The sequence below is a fragment of the Bacillus sp. FSL K6-2861 genome, assembly GCF_038630725.1.
Classification (GTDB): domain Bacteria; phylum Bacillota; class Bacilli; order Bacillales; family Bacillaceae; genus Bacillus; species Bacillus velezensis.
The window spans coordinates 2,774,827-2,791,614 of record NZ_CP152037.1 but is presented as its reverse complement, the minus strand read 5'-3'; the positions used below and the strand labels follow the sequence as shown (position 1 = coordinate 2,791,614).

The window sequence follows — 16,788 nt, the reverse complement described above, 5'->3', positions numbered from 1 at the left end:
GGATACTTCTCCGGAAGTATCCTTTTTACGTTTGTCTCGCTTCCAGCCGACTGGCTGCGAGAGACAGGCTGTAATTGACCGCGAAATACATCAGGGCCGCCAGCAGAAAGATCGGGAAAAAATACCCTCCGTCAGCGCTTTGTCCGTTTAAAATCTGCGCATTATGAATCAGTTCGGGCAGAGCGATGACGACCGCAAGTGACGTATCCTTTAATAAAGAAATAAACTGGCTCACAATCGGAGGAACCATACGCCTGAGCGCCTGCGGCATGACGATGAGAAAAAGAGTCTGCGTGTACGTCAGTCCTGAAGAACGCGCCGCTTCAAGCTGTCCTTTGTCAACGGATTGCAAACCGCTTCTGATGATTTCTGACAGCATGGCCGATTCAAAAATCGTAAGCGCCGTGATGGCGGCCGCGGTAATTTCCAGCTTGACCCCGATTTCCGGAAGGGCAAAAAACGTAAAGAAAATGATTAATAACAGCGGCAGGTTGCGGATGGTTTCCACAATGGCCGCTATAATGCCCGAGACGATAGGAATTTTCGCATAGCGCAAAGTGCCGGCGGCAAGCCCGAAAATAAAACTCAGGACAATGGAGATCAGCGCAACATAAAGTGTGACCAAAAAGCCGTCCCATAAAAACAGCAGATGGTCAGGTGTATAGGCGCCGCTAAAATCCATGTTTTTCACTCTCCTTCTCTAATAACTCTTTCCGAGATGTCTTTCCAAATAGTGAACCCCGATGCTGAGCGGGATCGTTACTATCAAATAAAAAAGCGCGACGAAAATATAGACATCAAACACGACAAGAGTGCTTGAGGAAACGAGATCCGCCTGATACATCAAATCGAGTCCCGCCACCACTCCGAGTATTGATGAGTTTTTGACAAGGTTGAGAAATTGGTTTCCGAGCGGGGGAATCACGATTTTTACGGCCTGAGGAAGAATGATATATCTCATCGCCTGACTGTAGGTGAAGCCTGACGATCTGGCCGCTTCCATCTGCCCTTTGGAGACAGTCTGAATTCCGGCTCTGATGGCTTCTGCGATAAAGGCGGATGTGTAAATCGTCAGCGCAATCGTTCCCGCCTGAAAGCCGTCCAGTCTCAGCCCGGCGTTCGGAAGTCCGAAATAAAAAACGAATGTGATGAGGAGAAGCGGGATGTTGCGGATAAATTCCACATACGCAGTGCCGATCCATTGAAGGGGTTTGAAAGCCGTGATTCTCATGACTGCGATCAGAACGCCCAGCGCAAAGCTGCCTGCCAGCGCGATGAAGCTCGCAAGCAATGTGTGCAGGAAACCGTCCATATACATATCGAAGTTTTCCGTTAAAATTGAAAAGTTCATCTATGTCACTCCTTATAAAACGGGGATGAGCATGCCTGCTCATCCCGCGGTCCTTTCTATTTTGCCGGTTCTTCTTTAATCCATTTTTTATAGATTTTTTCGTACCTGCCGTCGGCTTTCATTTTTTTCAAAGAGGCGTTGATTTCCTTGATGAGTCCGGATTGGCCTTTTTTGACGGCGATTCCGTAAGGTTCATCGGTGAAGGTTTCGCCTGTCAGCTGATATTGTTTATTTTCATCTGCCATGCCGTATAAAATCGCATTATCGGTTGTGAGCGCATCTCCCTGTCCCGCTTTAAGCGCAGTGAACGCTTCGGCGTAATTTTCAAATTCCAGCACTGAGGCGTCAGGCGCTTTTTCTCTGATGTTTTGTGAGGAAGTAGAGCCTTTTACCGCCAATACTTTTGAGCCTTTTCCCAGGTCTTTGGTGCTTTTGATGCTGCTTCCTTTTTTGACGAGCAGGGATTGCCCGGCTTCAAAATAAACATCTGAGAAATCAACTTCTTTTTTCCGCTCATCCGTTATCGTCATCGTGGCGGTGATGGCGTCGATATCGCCGTTTTGCAGCATCGGAATTCTCGTTTTTGACGTTACTTCTTTAAATTCCGCTTTCTTCTCATCCCCCAGAATATCTTTTGCGAGCTGTTTTGAGATATCAATATCGAAGCCTTCAATATCACCGGAGCTTGGGTTTTTCAGCCCGAATAACCTCGTGTCGGTTTTGACGCCGAAGATGATTTTGTCTCTGTCTTTAATAGAGGCTAACGTGTCTTTTCCCGTTCCTTTTGAATCTCCGGACGTTTCTTTCCCTCCGCAGGCGGCCAGCATAAAGACGGCCAGCAGTGATATCAATCCGAATGACAGCCATTTTGTTACGCGTGACATAAGCGCTCCTCCGTTTCTTTTCAGTGATTTAAAATACGGCTTAAGAATAAACGCGCCCTCTCTTCACGGGGGCTTTCGTAAAATTCAGCCGGTGCAGCTTCTTCTAAGATGGCTCCGCCGTCGATAAACACGATGCGGTCCGCCACTTCTTTTGCGAATCCCATTTCATGTGTGACGACTGCCATGGTCATGCCTTCCTTTGCGAGTGTTTTCATGACATCCAGCACTTCCCCGATCATTTCCGGATCAAGCGCAGATGTGGGTTCATCAAACAGCATAATTTCGGGCTTCATCGCAAGCCCCCTGGCGATGGCGACACGCTGCTGCTGGCCGCCGGAAAGCTGTGAAGGATAAGCGTCCGCTTTTTCCGGTATACCGACTTTTTTCAAATAGTATAAGGCCGTTTCTTTTGCTTCTTCTTTTGATTGCTTAAGTACTTTGATCGGTGCGAGCATGATGTTTTGCAGAACGGTTTTGTGCGGGTACAGATGAAAATGCTGGAACACCATGCCGATATTGCGGCGGACCTTATTTATATCCGTTTTCTTGTCATGGATGGAGACGCCGTTTACCGTTAAGGCGCCTCCATCAACTGTTTCCAGCTGATTAATGCAGCGGAGAAGCGTGCTTTTTCCCGATCCTGAAGGTCCGATGATAACGACGACTTCCCCTTTTTTAATGTGCAGATTAATGTTTTTCAGCACGTGGAAATGTCCGTAGTGCTTATTTACATCCTGAAATGAAATCATGGCCATCCTCCTTAAAAAACATGAGTCATATTGACTGGACAGTTTTAAAACCCTTTAACACATTACGATAGTTATGCAGATTTTTATGAATATTATTTAGATTATTTTGTAATTTCTGATAATTGTTTCCGTCAAGAGGTCTGCGTCATAAGGCGGAGTTTATGAAACGGGAATAATTCCGGCTTTCTGTCAAAAGATAAAGCAAGAGGTGAAACGTCATGCTTCAAAAACCGCTGCAGCTCTTAATGTGGACGGCTGTATGTCTGCTCGTTTTGTTAACAGTGTATGTCTTTTGCATGCTCGATATGTTATGGTCTCCCATTTGGCTTGTTATAAAATCTCTCTTTATTCCTATATTCATCGCAGTATTTATTGCTTATCTTTTACTTCCGATTACTGAATGGCTTCATAGAAAAGGGATGCCTAGAACTTTAAGCCTGCTTCTGATTTATTGCCTGTTTTTCGGCGGAATCGGCTGGGGGGTTTATAAAGGGGTTCCTGTTTTAATTGAACAGCTGCAGGATCTGTCTGAGAGCATTCCCGGTCTTGCCAAAAACTACAACAGCATGCTGAAGCATCTGCATAATCACACGGATCATTGGCCTGACGGCATGCACCATCGAATGGACAAAATGATTCAGCAGACAGAAACGTTTCTTGCCGGCACGATTGAAAGCACGATCAGAAGCATCCGTTTCGTGCTTGATTATATCCTGATCGCGGCGACGATTCCTTTTCTCGTGTTCTATATGGTGAAGGATATAGACGTCATGAAAAAGACAGTCTGGTATTTGACGCCGAAGTCCTGGAGAAAAAGGGGGAGTGAATTTCTGCGGGATGTGGACGACTCTCTCGGTGATTACATCCGCGGTCAGCTTCTCGTTTGTTTTTTGCTCGGGCTAATAGCCGGCGTTTCATTTTGGCTGTTCGGGCTTCCTTACCCGCTGATTTTGGGCCTTGCCATCGGGATTACGAATGTCATCCCGTATTTCGGTCCGTTTATCGGCGCTGTACCGGCGCTGCTCCTTGCGCTGGCGATTTCTGCTAAAGCTGTGATCATCGTAATCGTCACGATTTTTATTCTTCAATTTATAGAAGGAAACATTTTGAGCCCGCTTATTGTCGGGCGCAGTCTCAGAATGCATCCCGTCGTGATCATGCTGGCGCTCCTTGCCGGAGGAGAGCTCGCGGGCATTCCCGGCATGATTCTCGCTGTTCCGGCGGCAGCCGTTTTAAAAGTGACGGCCATACACTTTTTGCGGATCAGGACGGAACATTGACATTCGGGTTCTGCTTGTCTATAATTTCGAGTAGAATACATACGAATCTCGAGTGACGGATATGAGTACGCCGAAGCCCTGTTTAAGAGAGAAGCTCCGATACGCTGAAAGGAGCTTCAGCAGAAGATCGGCCGAAGCTAATCCTGAGTGCAGTTAAAGGCTGCCGCAGTCCTGCGTTACGGGATGAAAGGTGACAGGCCTTTTTCGGCCTGTAATCAGGGTGGTACCGCGAGACAGCTCTCGTCCCTGTGTGAACGCATGGTTTGCATAGGGAGAGAGCTTTTTTGCTGTCGCAAAAGAGAATTTCGGGTAGTGATAAGGAGGAATATAGATGAAACACTTAACTTCTGCTGAAGTGCGTCAAATGTTTTTAGATTTCTTTAAAGAAAAAGGCCATGCCGTTGAACCGAGCGCCTCATTGGTTCCGCATGAAGATCCGTCTTTATTATGGATCAACAGCGGCGTTGCGACGCTGAAAAAATACTTTGACGGCCGCGTTGTGCCGGAGAATCCGAGAATTGTAAACGCGCAAAAATCAATTCGAACAAATGATATTGAAAATGTGGGGAAAACGGCGCGCCACCACACGTTCTTTGAGATGCTCGGAAACTTTTCCATCGGTGATTATTTTAAAGAAGAAGCGATCACGTGGGCATGGGAGTTTTTAACGAGCGAAAAGTGGATCGGCTTTGATCCGGAGCTGCTGTCTGTAACGGTTCACCCTGAGGATGAAGAAGCTTATACGCTATGGGCGGAAAAAATCGGCGTTCCGGAAGAAAGAATCATCCGTCTGGAAGGGAACTTCTGGGATATCGGCGAAGGCCCGAGCGGACCGAATACGGAAATTTTCTATGACCGCGGCGAGAAATACGGCAATGACCCGTCAGATTCTGAATTGTATCCGGGCGGCGAAAATGATCGTTATCTTGAAGTATGGAACCTGGTATTCTCAGAGTTCAACCACAACCCGGACGGCACGTACACACCGCTTCCGAAGAAAAACATTGATACGGGCATGGGGCTTGAACGGATGGTCTCCGTGATTCAGGATGTCCCGACAAACTTTGACACTGATTTGTTTATGCCGATTATTGAAGCAACAGAGCGCATTTCCGGAGATGCTTACGGAAAGGACGCAGTGAAGGATACGGCCTTTAAAGTGATCGCCGATCATATCAGAACGGTCGCATTTGCGGTAAGCGACGGAGCTCTGCCGTCGAATGAAGGGCGCGGGTATGTACTGAGACGCCTCTTGCGCCGGGCAGTGCGATACGCGAAAACCATCGGTATCAGCCGTCCGTTTATGTATGAGCTAGTACCGGCTGTTGCAGGAATTATGGACGCTTTCTATCCGGAGGTGAAAGAAAAGCAAGAGTTTATCGCCAAAGTCATCAAAACGGAGGAAGAGCGCTTCCACGAAACATTAAACGAAGGTCTGGCCATTTTATCCGACGTGATAAAGAAAGAGAAGGAAAAAGGCAGCGGCATCATCTCCGGAAAAGACGTATTCAAACTGTACGATACGTACGGATTCCCGGTTGAATTGACGGAGGAATACGCGGAAGATGAGCAAATGACGGTTGACCATAAAGGCTTTGAAGCCGAAATGGAAAAACAGCGTGAACGGGCGAGAAATGCGCGCCAAGATGTAGGAAGCATGCAGGTGCAGGGCGGCGCATTGCGCGACATTACCGCAGAAAGCACATTTGTCGGCTACAGTGCCGTAAAAGCTGAAGCGAAGGTGATCGAGCTTCTTCATGACGGGCAATTAATCAGCGAGGCGCATGAAGGGGATACCGTCCAAATCCTTCTTGACAAAACGCCTTTCTATGCTGAAAGCGGCGGACAGATCGGTGACAGAGGAGTGCTGAGAAGCGAGCAGGCTGTCGTAACCATTAAAGACGTGAAAAAAGCTCCGAACGGTCAGCATGTACACGAAGGCACGGTGGCTAGCGGCACGATTCAAAAAGGCGCAAGCGTGACGGCTGAAGTTGAAGATCAAATGAGAAGCGGCGTGGTGAAAAACCATACGGCAACCCACCTCCTGCACCAGGCGCTGAAAGACGTTCTCGGCACACATGTCAACCAAGCGGGTTCACTCGTTACCGAAAATCGCCTGCGTTTTGACTTCTCTCATTTCGGTCAAGTGACGAAAGAAGAACTTGAACGCATTGAAGGAATCGTCAACGAAAAAATCTGGGAGAGCATTCCGGTAGCGATTGATTTGAAACCGATCAATGAAGCGAAAGAAATGGGCGCGATGGCCCTGTTCGGCGAGAAATACGGCGATATTGTCCGCGTCGTACAAGTCGGAGATTACAGCCTTGAGCTTTGCGGCGGATGCCATGTCACGAATACGGCTGAAATCGGCCTGTTTAAAATCGTATCCGAATCAGGGATCGGCGCAGGGACGCGAAGAATCGAAGCCGTAACAGGAAAAGGCGCTTATCAGGAAATGAACAGCCAGCTCAGCCTTCTGCAGCACGCTGCGGACGAGCTGAAATCAAACGTAAAAGACGTACCGAAGCGAATTCAGTCTCTTCAAGCGGAGCTGAAGGAAGCGCAAAGAGAAAATGAATCATTGCTCAGCAAACTCGGCAATGTGGAAGCCGGAGCCATTCTGTCTAAAGTAAAAGACATCGGCGGCGTAAAAGTGCTGGCTGAAAAAGTAAATGCGAAAGACATGAACCACCTTCGCACTATGGTGGATGATCTGAAAGCGAAGCTCGGTTCTGCGGTCATCATTCTCGGCGCCGTGCAAAATGAGAAAGTCAACCTTTCAGCAGGCGTGACGAAAGACCTGATCGAAAAAGGCCTTCATGCCGGCAAAATGGTCAAACAAGCGGCTGAAGTCTGCGGAGGCGGAGGCGGAGGCCGTCCGGACATGGCGCAGGCCGGCGGAAAGCAGCCTGAAAAATTGGAAGAGGCGCTGGCATCTGCGGAAGATTGGATAAAATCCGTTTTATAATCCTTTCAAGTAGTGTAGAATGATGATAAGATGAGGACCTCAGGCTGAACTTTGCCTGCGAATTTGGGAAAGAGGTGCAAAACGGTGAGCTCGTTTGATAAAACGATGAAATTTAATTTCTCCGATGATTCTGCTGAAACAAACGTCGAAGAAGTGCTGAATACGGTATATGATGCGCTTCAGGAAAAGGGGTACAATCCTATCAACCAGATTGTCGGATACTTGCTGTCTGGAGATCCTGCATACATTCCTAGGCATCGCGACGCCCGGAACTTAATTCGCAAACTGGAACGTGACGAATTAATCGAGGAATTGGTAAAATCCTATCTAGAACAGCATAAAGAGGCGTAAATACATTCATGAGAATATTGGGACTTGATCTTGGAACGAAAACACTCGGCGTAGCTTTAAGCGATGAAATGGGCTGGACCGCTCAAGGCATTGAGACGATAAAAATAAACGAGGCTGAAGGAGATTACGGTCTGGACCGTTTATCCGAGCTGATGAAAGACTATAATGTAGAGAAGATCGTGCTCGGTTTTCCGAAAAACATGAACGGGACGATCGGTCCGAGAGGCGAAGCCAGCCAAACATTTGCGAAACTGCTTGAAACAGCGTACAATGTCCCTGTTGTGCTGTGGGACGAGCGTCTGACGACGATGGCGGCTGAAAAAATGCTGATCGCGGCTGACGTCAGCAGGCAAAAACGAAAAAAAGTCATTGATAAAATGGCGGCTGTCATGATCCTTCAAGGATATCTGGACAGTTTAAACTAAGAGGTGAAAAAAATGGAACACGGCGAAAAACACATTACAATTGTCGATGATCAAGGCAACGAACAGCTTTGCGAAGTGCTGTTCACATTTGAAAACGACACATTCAACAAATCTTACGTACTTTATTATCCGATTGATGCTCAAGACGATGATGAAATCGAAATTCACGCTTCAAGCTTCGAACCGAACGAAAACGGTGAAGACGGCGAACTGATGCCGATTGAAACCGATGAAGAGTGGGAAATGATCGAAGAAACGCTGAACACGTTTTTAGCGGAAGAAGACGAAGAATAAAATGAACGGAAAAAGCCGGAGCGCATATGCGCTTCGGCTTTTTTTTGTAATAAATTGCCGAATGCACACGAATCATGTAGTATAAGAGCTGTTGGGAGGAAAATACTTGTATGAATATCAATCAGACTAAACATTCATTTCCGCGTAAAAACAAAAAAACGACGATAATACTGTCCTCCGTGATCGCTCTGCTTATCATCATTTGCGGTGCTTTTTTCTATGGAAAATCTCTGCTGTCCCCGGTTGACAAAGGCAGCAAAACGGCAGTCAATATTAATATTCCGAGCGGTTCTTCCGTTTCGGCAATCGCTGAAATTCTTGAGGATCAGCATGTCATCAAAAGCAAAAAAGCATTTCAGCTGTATGTGAAGTATAAAGGCGCTTCCGGGTTTCAGGCGGGATTTTACCACCTGAATAAAGGAATGGATGCGGATGCGATTATCAAAAAACTGACCGCGGGATCAACGGGATATGCCTTTCAGATCTCCGTTCCTGAAGGAAAACAGCTTACACAGATTGCGGATGCGATCGCAAAGGAAACATCATATTCAAAAGAAGAGATCATGGCGAAACTGGATGACAAAACATTCATCGGCAAACTGAAGAAACAGTTTCCTGATACGATAACGGACGCACTTTCAAACAAGAAGCTCAAGCATCCGCTCGAAGGCTATCTGTATCCGGCCACATATCCGTTTAATGATCCGGATGCATCGCTTGACACGATTTTGACGGCAATGGTTCAGGAAACAAACACCCGTATCGAAACGTATAAATCTGAACTGGAAAAAAAGAAACTTTCCGTTCATAACGCTCTGACGATGGCATCACTTATTGAAGAAGAAGCCACCGCCAAAGCCGACCGTCACAAAATCGCCAGCGTTTTTTACAACAGGCTTGCAGAAAAAATGCCGCTGCAGACTGACCCGACGGTATTATATGCGGCCGGTAAGCATAAAAGCCGGGTCTACTACAAAGACCTGAAAATTGATTCTCCGTTTAATACGTATAAACATAAGGGGCTGCCGCCGGGACCGATTGCAAATGCCGGTGATTCATCATGGGAAGCGGCTCTCCGCCCTGAAAAAACGGATTATCTTTATTTCCTTGCAAAATCAAACGGCGAGGTCGTTTTCACCAAAACATTAAAAGACCATAATAAAGCGAAGGAAAAGTATATTTCCAAAAAAGACAGCGAATAAAAGGAGGGCAAAAGCTCTCCTTTTATTCCATTCTGAAAGGTTTTATGATAAAATATATCGGGTTGTTTACTTATGGATAAAGAAGTGTCTTAAGAGAGTGTCCCCGCGGATTCGTCAGGGGCACTCCTTTTTAGAACGGAGGCTGTTTGCCGTGAATGATCGGTATGAACAAATAAACGAGTATATAAACGCGATGCTGAAGCCTCGGCCTGATAAAGTGAAAAAGCTTGAAGCCTATGCAAAAGAGCACCATGTTCCGATTATGGAAGAAGCGGGCATTGAAGTGCTGCTTCAAATGCTGTCGATTCAACAGGCGAAAAACATTTTGGAAATCGGCGCGGCAATCGGATATTCCGCCATACGGATGGCGCTTGAGCTTCCGGGTGCGAATATTTACACGATTGAACGGGACGACAAACGCTATGAAGAAGCTGTGAACAATATAAAAGACTTTGAAATGGAAAACCGGATTCACGTAATGCACGGGGATGCGCTGGAACTTTCTGAGTCTGTCCGTGTCACGGCTCCTTATGATGCCATTTTTATCGACGCGGCCAAAGGCCAGTACACGAACTTTTTTGAGCTCTATGAACCGATGCTTGCGCCGGATGGAGTCATTTTTACGGACAATGTTCTGTTTAAAGGGCTGGTGGCGCAAAATCACTCGGACATTGAGCCGAAAAGAAGACGGAAGCTTGTTGAAAAAATTGATCAATATAACCAATGGCTGATGGACCGGCCTGACTATCAAACGGTCATACTGCCGGTCGGAGACGGCATCGCCATCAGTAAAAAGAAGAGGTGAAGGATCATGAAAAAACCTGAACTTTTGGTGACTCCGACTTCTGTACAGGATATTCTTCCGCTCATTCAAGCGGGCGCAACGGCCCTGTTGGTCGGAGAACAGAGATACGGCCTGAGACTGGCCGGTGAATTTTCAAGAGAAGATATAAAAGAAGCCGTAAAGACAGCTCATCAGGAAGGCGCGAAAGTGTACGCCGCCGTCAATGCTATTTTTCACAACGAAAAAGTGGACGAGCTGAACGGCTATCTTGCCTTTTTGCAGGAGGCCGGCGTTGATGCGGCTGTTTTCGGTGATCCGGCCGTTTTAATGGCGGCGCGTGAAGCGGCTCCCGAGCTTAAACTGCATTGGAGCACGGAAACAACGGGAACCAACTACTATTCCTGCAATTACTGGGGACGCAAAGGCGCACGGCGGGCAGTGCTGGCTAAGGAATTAAATATGGACAGCATCATTGACATAAAAGAAAACGCCGAAGTGGAAATTGAAATTCAAATCCACGGCATGACGTGCATGTTCCAATCGAAGCGTTCTTTAGTGGGCCATTACTTCGAATACCAGGGTAAAGTCATGGACATCGAACAGAAGAAAAAAGAAGCGGGGATGTTTCTGCATGACAAAGAACGGGGCAATAAATACCCGATTTTTGAAGATGAAAACGGCACGCACATCATGAGCCCGAACGATGTGTGCATGATTGATGAATTAGAGGACCTGATGGACGCCGGCATCGATTCTTTCAAAATCGACGGAGTTTTGAAGTCTCCTGAATACTTAACTGAAGTGACCCGCATGTACAGAGAAGCAATCGATCTGTGCTTCGAAAGCCGAGAGACATACGAAGAGAAAAAAGAGAGCTGGATAGAGCGGATTGAAAGCATTCAGCCTGTGAACAGAAGCATCGACACAGGATTCTTCTTTAAAGAAACGGTCTATTAAAAAGGAGGGTGCAACGGATGACAGCCGTAAATCAAACCATTTCCAAAGTCGTAAACGGAAAACGCGTCATTACGAAAAAACCTGAACTCCTTGCTCCGGCAGGAAACCTTGAAAAATTAAAAATTGCCGTTCATTACGGAGCGGACGCGGTTTTTATCGGAGGACAGGAATACGGACTCCGCTCAAATGCGGATAACTTCTCAATAGAAGAAATTGCAGAGGGCGTAGAATTTGCCAAAAAATACGGGGCAAAAATATATGTGACAACAAACATTTTCGCCCATAATGAAAATATGGACGGTCTGGAAGAATACTTAAAAGCGTTGGGAGACGCAAAAGTTGCCGGAATTATCGTCGCTGATCCGCTGATTATTGAAACATGCCGGAGAGTGGCCCCGGACGTAGAAATTCACCTCAGTACACAGCAGTCCCTTTCCAACTGGAAAGCGGTGCAGTTCTGGAAAGAAGAAGGGCTTGACCGCGTAGTGCTTGCCCGTGAAACGAGCGGACTGGAAATTAAAGAAATGAAGGAAAAGGTGGATATTGAAATTGAAACCTTTATCCACGGCGCCATGTGTATCGCTTATTCAGGCCGATGCGTGCTGAGCAATCACATGACAGCCCGGGATTCCAACCGCGGCGGCTGCTGTCAGTCCTGCCGCTGGGATTATGACCTGTATCAGACAGACGGTGCAAACGCGGTCGCGCTCTATGACGAAGAAGACGCTCCGTTTGCGATGAGCCCGAAAGATTTAAAATTGATTGAATCCATTCCGCAAATGATCGAGATGGGCATCGACAGCCTGAAAATTGAAGGCCGGATGAAATCGATTCATTACGTTGCGACGGTTGTCAGCGTGTATCGCAAAGTCATCGACGCATACTGCGCTGATCCTGAAAACTTTGTCATTCAAAAAGAATGGCTGGATGAGCTGGACAAATGTGCAAACCGGGATACCGCGCCTGCTTTCTTTGAAGGCACGCCCGGGTATGAAGAGCAGATGTTCGGCGAACACGGAAAGAAAACAACATTTGATTTTGCCGGTCTCGTGCTCGCGTATAACGAGGAAACTCAAATGGTGACGCTCCAGCAGCGCAATTTCTTTAAACAAGGTGACGAAGTGGAATTTTTCGGTCCTGAAATCGACAATTTCACATTCACAGTCGGCACTATTTGGGACGAAGACGGAAACGAGCTTGATGCTGCCCGCCATCCCCTGCAAATCGTTACATTTAAAGTAGACAAAAAGATTTATCCGAGCAACATGATGAGAAAGGGGAAGTAATCACCAATGGGTAAGAGTCCTGTAGTTATAGGCATCGCAGGAGGTTCCGGATCAGGAAAAACAAGCGTCACCCGTTCCATCTATGAACAGTTTAAAGGACACTCGATTTTAATGATCCAGCAAGACCTTTATTATAAAGACCAAAGCCATCTTCCGTTTGAAGAAAGGCTGAACACAAACTATGATCACCCGCTCGCATTTGATAATGACTATTTAATCGAGCATATTCAAGAGCTTTTGAATTACCGGCCAATAGAAAAGCCGATTTATGATTATAAACTGCATACGCGTTCTGAGGAAACCATTCCGGTTGAGCCGAAGGATGTCATTATTCTGGAAGGCATTCTCGTTCTCGAAGATAAAAGACTTCGCGACCTCATGGATATGAAACTTTATGTCGACACGGACGCGGATCTCCGTATCATCAGACGGATTATGAGAGATATTAACGAAAGAGGCCGTTCAATCGATTCTGTCATTGAGCAGTATGTGTCCGTCGTCAGACCGATGCACAATCAGTTTGTTGAACCGACGAAACGCTACGCGGACATCATTATTCCGGAAGGCGGACAAAACCACGTCGCAATTGATCTGATGGTCACGAAGATTCAAACGATCCTTGAACAAAATGCAATTTTGTAATACCATAGCATAGACATAAATAACTCAGACCATATTATGTATAGGCTGGAAGGGAATGAGACAGTTCCCTTCTTTCCCTGTTTATAAACCGAAACATTTGCAGAAAACACACATTCAGTTTAAGATAAACAGTACCTATATGGGAGAGAAGAACGAGGACTGCCCTGTGTTCTCATTCTTGATTTTTTCGTTTATGCTCTCATACATAATCACACGTTATTGTTGAGGGACAACCACCAAGGAGTGAAGGAACATGGCACAAGAAAAAGTTTTTCCGATGACTCACGAAGGAAAACAAAAACTAGAACAAGAATTAGAGCAATTGAAAACGGTTAAACGTAAAGAAGTAGTAGAACGAATTAAAATCGCAAGAAGCTTCGGAGATCTGTCAGAGAACTCTGAGTATGATTCTGCAAAAGAAGAACAGGCATTTGTGGAAGGGCGCATCACGACGCTTGAAAACATGATCCGCAATGCGAAAATCATCGAGGACGACGGCGGTTCAAATGTAGTCGGTTTGGGAAAAACCGTATCATTCATCGAATTGCCGGACGGTGAAGAAGAATCTTACACGATTGTCGGAAGCGCTGAAGCCGATCCGTTTGAAGGGAAAATTTCAAACGACTCGCCAATCGCCAAAAGCCTGCTCGGCAGAAAAGTGGACGAAGAAGTGACAGTTCAGACGCCGGGCGGAGAAATGCTCGTGAAAATTGTGAAAATTTCATAAGATCCGTTTAACAATGAAACACCTCGTCCAAAATGTGGATGAGGTGTTTTTTATGATCGTATCAAAAAGGCTGAAAACGGCCGTGATTTGTTTTCTGCTTGTGTTTTTCTTTCTGCTTGCGAGGCTGGCTGAAATTCAGTTGTTTTTTACAGAATCTTTTTCAAAATCCAATATTAATCTGATTCAGGAAAGCGTCAAGCAGCGGACGGAAGAAGTCCTTATTTCAGATGGACGCGGCTCTTTTCTTGATCGGAACGGCAAAGAACTGACCGGAAAAAAGCAGCCTGCCGTCATACTGTTTCCCTTTCTCGTGACGCAGGATTGGCCGGTTGACCGGGTATCAGACATTCTCGGAATGAAACAGGGGGAGCTCAGGCAGCTGCTCACGGAAGCGAAAAAACCGGTGGTCCTGAACAGCAGAAAAATAAAACATTTGACGAAACAATCCGTGTCAAATATCAATTCTTTGAAATATCCCGGCATTTACGGCGTATATATGAAAGACAGCAAAGAAACAAACATAGCCGCTCATCTGTTGGGCGCGACAAACCAGGACCCTGAGCTTTTGAAAAAGAAATACCCCGGCAGGAAGGAACTGCCGATCACGGCAAAGATCGGGACAAGCGGGATGGAGCGGACGTTTGATGAGTTTTTACTGGCGGATCAGGACACAAAACTTTTGTATCATGTCGACGGAAGGGGAAACCCTTTATTCGGAATGGACGTCAAATATACGGCTGAAGCAAACGCGTTTTATCCGCTGCAAGTCAAAACCTCCATCGACCGTAATATTCAAAAAGCAATGGAAGATGTATTGAAAGACCGCGGGTTAAAAAAGGGGGGAGCCGTCCTTTTAGACATTGAAAAAAGCAGTGTGCTCGGAATGGTATCAAAGCCTGACGCCGACATGTCAAAGCAGCAGACACTGCAAAATTACATGCTGACGCCGATTTATCCGGGATCAGTATTTAAAACGGTGATCGCCGCAGCCGCAATAGAACAAAACGAAGTGAAGCCGGACACATCCTTTAACTGCAATCTCAACCTGTACGGAGAGCCGGGGGATGACAAAGGCACGCTCAGTTTTGGAGAAAGCTTTGCCCAAAGCTGCAATTATACGTTTACAAGCCTTGCGGAAAAATTGATCAAAAAAGATGATTCCGTTATTGAAAACATGGCGGAAAAACTTGGTCTCACCCAGCGGGCGGGCTGGGAAGGCAAGCTGTACCGGGAAGACGGATTCAGGCAGCTGTATAATGAAAAAAGCGGGGTCATTTGGGGAGATGACAAAGACAAAACCGTAAAAAAAGCCGTCGCACAGACGGCGATCGGGCAAAAAAACGTGAAAGTCACGCCTCTTGAAGTCGCCAATATGATGGCGGCGATCGCGCGCGGCGGTGAAAAAAAACAAGTCAAAATCGCGGACAAAATTGAATACAAAAACAAAACGACGATGGCGTCATTCAAAGATCAGCCGTTAAAAGGGGAAAACATCGACAAATATACGGCGCAGCAGCTTCAAAAAATTCTCAGAGAAGTCGTCACCTCACCGAAAGGAACCGGCCGAAGGTTTCAGGATCTGCCGTATGAGATAGCAGGCAAATCGGGAACGGCCCAGACGGGAATGTTTACAAAAGAAAAACAGACGCTTTACCACAAATGGTTTGCGGGATACTTTCCCGCGGACAAGCCGAAATATGCTCTCGTGGTGCTGCACATGGACACGCCGGGGGATAAGGCTCTGACAAATACAGTGTTTTATGATATTGTTAAAAAGGTACATGAAAATGAAATAAATCAGACATAGAACAACCGCTCAGCCCATGTTAAAATATATGCTGAGCAAGAGGGATAAAGGAGTGCAGAATGATTGAGCAATAAACAATCTCGTTTTGAAAACCGTGATAAGCGCAGAAAAGCAAATATGGTGCTTAACATTTTAATTGCTATCGTATCTATTCTTATTGTCGTCGTTGCCGTCAGCCTCTTCATCAACAGTCCGTCGGGCGACGTGAGCGAAAAAGCGGATACAAGCCAGAAGCAGGAAACACCTGCATCAGGCAAGACGAAGCAGACATCCGATGAAGACATAAAAGACAGCAAAAAAGATACGGCATCAGACGATGACAAAAAAGATAAACAGGATAAGGATACATCTGATTCATCTTCAGACTCTGACAGCAAAAAAGACGATGATTCATCGAAAAGTGATGACAGCAGCAAAAAAGACTCTGATTCAAGCGATCCTTTTAAAGGCGCAAAAATAACAGAGGGCGGCTCATCAAGCGATGTCGAGAAAACAATTGTTAACCCAAAATGGAAAGCGGTCGGCACAAAGCAGACGGGAGAACATGCGGCGACGTATGACTCAAGCTCTGAAGACTGGTCCGAAATGCTTGACGCCATCTCTTACGCAACAGGCGTGTCAAAAGATCATATGACAGTGCTGTGGCTCGGAAACAATGGAAGCCCGCAAGATGCGAAGGGTAAAGTTTTAGACAAAACGAACGGCAAAAAGTATCAGGTCACCATCACTTGGAAAGACAAAAAAGGCTGGAAGCCGACAAAAGTAGAAACCTTAAAATAACCGCAAAAAAGCAGCTGATTATTCAGCTGCTTTTTTCTGTCATACGTCAGCTGAAAAATGCACCGACGCGCTGTAAAGGATTCTGCCGTCAACGGCCGTCACCTGATGGGATACGGAACGGACGCGAAGCATAATCGCCTGGTTGTTTTCAATCTGAACGTTTATTTTCTTTTCAAGCTCCTGCAAAGATGCCGCTTCGAAAAATTCTACTTTATCTTTGATTAAATCCAATTGAAAATTCATCAGTACAGATCCTCCTGATTTTTCTTCTGAGTCAATGAAAGTATAAGCCTTTCTGCCG

18 protein-coding genes and 1 other annotated feature are annotated in these 16,788 nt (G+C 46.2%); of the genes, 13 read left to right on the top strand and 5 right to left on the bottom strand.

The genetic code is table 11. The annotated features are described in order from the left end of the window. Positions 1-25: 25 nt before the first annotated feature. From NYE62_RS13765 to NYE62_RS13750, 4 genes are read right to left on the bottom strand one after another with little or no spacing between them, the layout of a single operon-like run. The gene (locus tag NYE62_RS13765) at positions 26-682 is read right to left on the bottom strand and encodes an amino acid ABC transporter permease (RefSeq protein ID WP_199022060.1); all 657 of its coding nucleotides are present in this window, start codon (positions 680-682) and stop codon (positions 26-28) included. An 18-nt stretch (positions 683-700) separates the two neighbouring features. Beyond that, positions 701-1,351 carry an amino acid ABC transporter permease gene (locus NYE62_RS13760; protein WP_199022059.1) on the bottom strand — a complete coding sequence of 217 codons (651 nt, stop codon included), beginning with the start codon at positions 1,349-1,351 and terminating at the stop codon, positions 701-703. 56 nt (positions 1,352-1,407) lie between these two features. Continuing rightward, positions 1,408-2,235: a transporter substrate-binding domain-containing protein gene (locus NYE62_RS13755; RefSeq protein ID WP_199022058.1), complete on the bottom strand. Its 828-nt coding sequence runs from the start codon at positions 2,233-2,235 to the stop codon at positions 1,408-1,410. 20 nt (positions 2,236-2,255) lie between these two features. Continuing rightward, positions 2,256-2,984, bottom strand: a complete 729-nt coding sequence (locus NYE62_RS13750; RefSeq protein WP_007408209.1) for an amino acid ABC transporter ATP-binding protein — start codon at positions 2,982-2,984, stop codon at positions 2,256-2,258. Between the two features lie 218 nt (positions 2,985-3,202). Here NYE62_RS13750 and NYE62_RS13745 point away from each other — a divergent pair, with 218 nt between their 5' ends. From NYE62_RS13745 to NYE62_RS13685, 13 genes are all read left to right on the top strand, one after another. Beyond that, positions 3,203-4,264: an AI-2E family transporter gene (locus NYE62_RS13745; RefSeq protein ID WP_007408210.1), complete on the top strand. Its 1,062-nt coding sequence runs from the start codon at positions 3,203-3,205 to the stop codon at positions 4,262-4,264. A gap of 43 nt (positions 4,265-4,307) precedes the next feature. Next, positions 4,308-4,515: a binding site (T-box leader), on the top strand. A gap of 80 nt (positions 4,516-4,595) precedes the next feature. Continuing rightward, the gene (gene alaS / locus NYE62_RS13740; RefSeq protein WP_061582044.1) at positions 4,596-7,232 is read left to right on the top strand and encodes an alanine--tRNA ligase; all 2,637 of its coding nucleotides are present in this window, start codon (positions 4,596-4,598) and stop codon (positions 7,230-7,232) included. A gap of 84 nt (positions 7,233-7,316) precedes the next feature. Then, positions 7,317-7,583, top strand: coding sequence for an IreB family regulatory phosphoprotein (locus NYE62_RS13735; protein ID WP_012118070.1), 267 nt, complete (start codon positions 7,317-7,319; stop codon positions 7,581-7,583). Positions 7,584-7,591: 8 nt separating this feature from the next. Next, a complete protein-coding gene (ruvX, locus tag NYE62_RS13730; protein ID WP_003152750.1) occupies positions 7,592-8,008 on the top strand; it encodes a Holliday junction resolvase RuvX in 417 nt (138 codons plus the stop codon). Positions 8,009-8,020: 12 nt separating this feature from the next. Then, positions 8,021-8,302, top strand: coding sequence for a DUF1292 domain-containing protein (locus NYE62_RS13725; protein WP_003152751.1), 282 nt, complete (start codon positions 8,021-8,023; stop codon positions 8,300-8,302). 110 nt (positions 8,303-8,412) lie between these two features. After that, positions 8,413-9,504, top strand: coding sequence for an endolytic transglycosylase MltG (gene mltG, locus NYE62_RS13720; RefSeq protein WP_144663941.1), 1,092 nt, complete (start codon positions 8,413-8,415; stop codon positions 9,502-9,504). Positions 9,505-9,655: 151 nt separating this feature from the next. Further along, positions 9,656-10,309, top strand: coding sequence for an O-methyltransferase (locus NYE62_RS13715; protein WP_174747042.1), 654 nt, complete (start codon positions 9,656-9,658; stop codon positions 10,307-10,309). 6 nt (positions 10,310-10,315) lie between these two features. Further along, the gene (locus tag NYE62_RS13710) at positions 10,316-11,245 is read left to right on the top strand and encodes a peptidase U32 family protein (protein WP_007408214.1); all 930 of its coding nucleotides are present in this window, start codon (positions 10,316-10,318) and stop codon (positions 11,243-11,245) included. A gap of 17 nt (positions 11,246-11,262) precedes the next feature. Continuing rightward, a complete protein-coding gene (locus NYE62_RS13705; protein ID WP_241457580.1) occupies positions 11,263-12,531 on the top strand; it encodes a U32 family peptidase in 1,269 nt (422 codons plus the stop codon). A 6-nt stretch (positions 12,532-12,537) separates the two neighbouring features. After that, positions 12,538-13,173, top strand: coding sequence for a uridine kinase (gene udk / locus NYE62_RS13700; RefSeq protein ID WP_003152763.1), 636 nt, complete (start codon positions 12,538-12,540; stop codon positions 13,171-13,173). A gap of 253 nt (positions 13,174-13,426) precedes the next feature. Continuing rightward, positions 13,427-13,900 carry a transcription elongation factor GreA gene (gene greA / locus NYE62_RS13695; protein WP_003152766.1) on the top strand — a complete coding sequence of 158 codons (474 nt, stop codon included), beginning with the start codon at positions 13,427-13,429 and terminating at the stop codon, positions 13,898-13,900. 52 nt (positions 13,901-13,952) lie between these two features. After that, entirely contained in the window at positions 13,953-15,707 is a 1,755-nt protein-coding gene (locus NYE62_RS13690; protein WP_342497003.1) for a penicillin-binding protein 2, read from the top strand. A gap of 63 nt (positions 15,708-15,770) precedes the next feature. Beyond that, on the top strand, positions 15,771-16,487 hold the full coding sequence (locus NYE62_RS13685) for a YrrS family protein (RefSeq protein WP_021494371.1): 717 nt from the start codon (positions 15,771-15,773) through the stop codon (positions 16,485-16,487). Positions 16,488-16,526: 39 nt separating this feature from the next. Here the strand turns inward: NYE62_RS13685 and NYE62_RS13680 are convergent, their stop codons facing one another. Continuing rightward, positions 16,527-16,730 (bottom strand): YrzA family protein, encoded by a 204-nt coding sequence (locus NYE62_RS13680; protein ID WP_003152771.1) that lies wholly within the window; start codon positions 16,728-16,730, stop codon positions 16,527-16,529. Positions 16,731-16,788 lie beyond the last annotated feature (58 nt).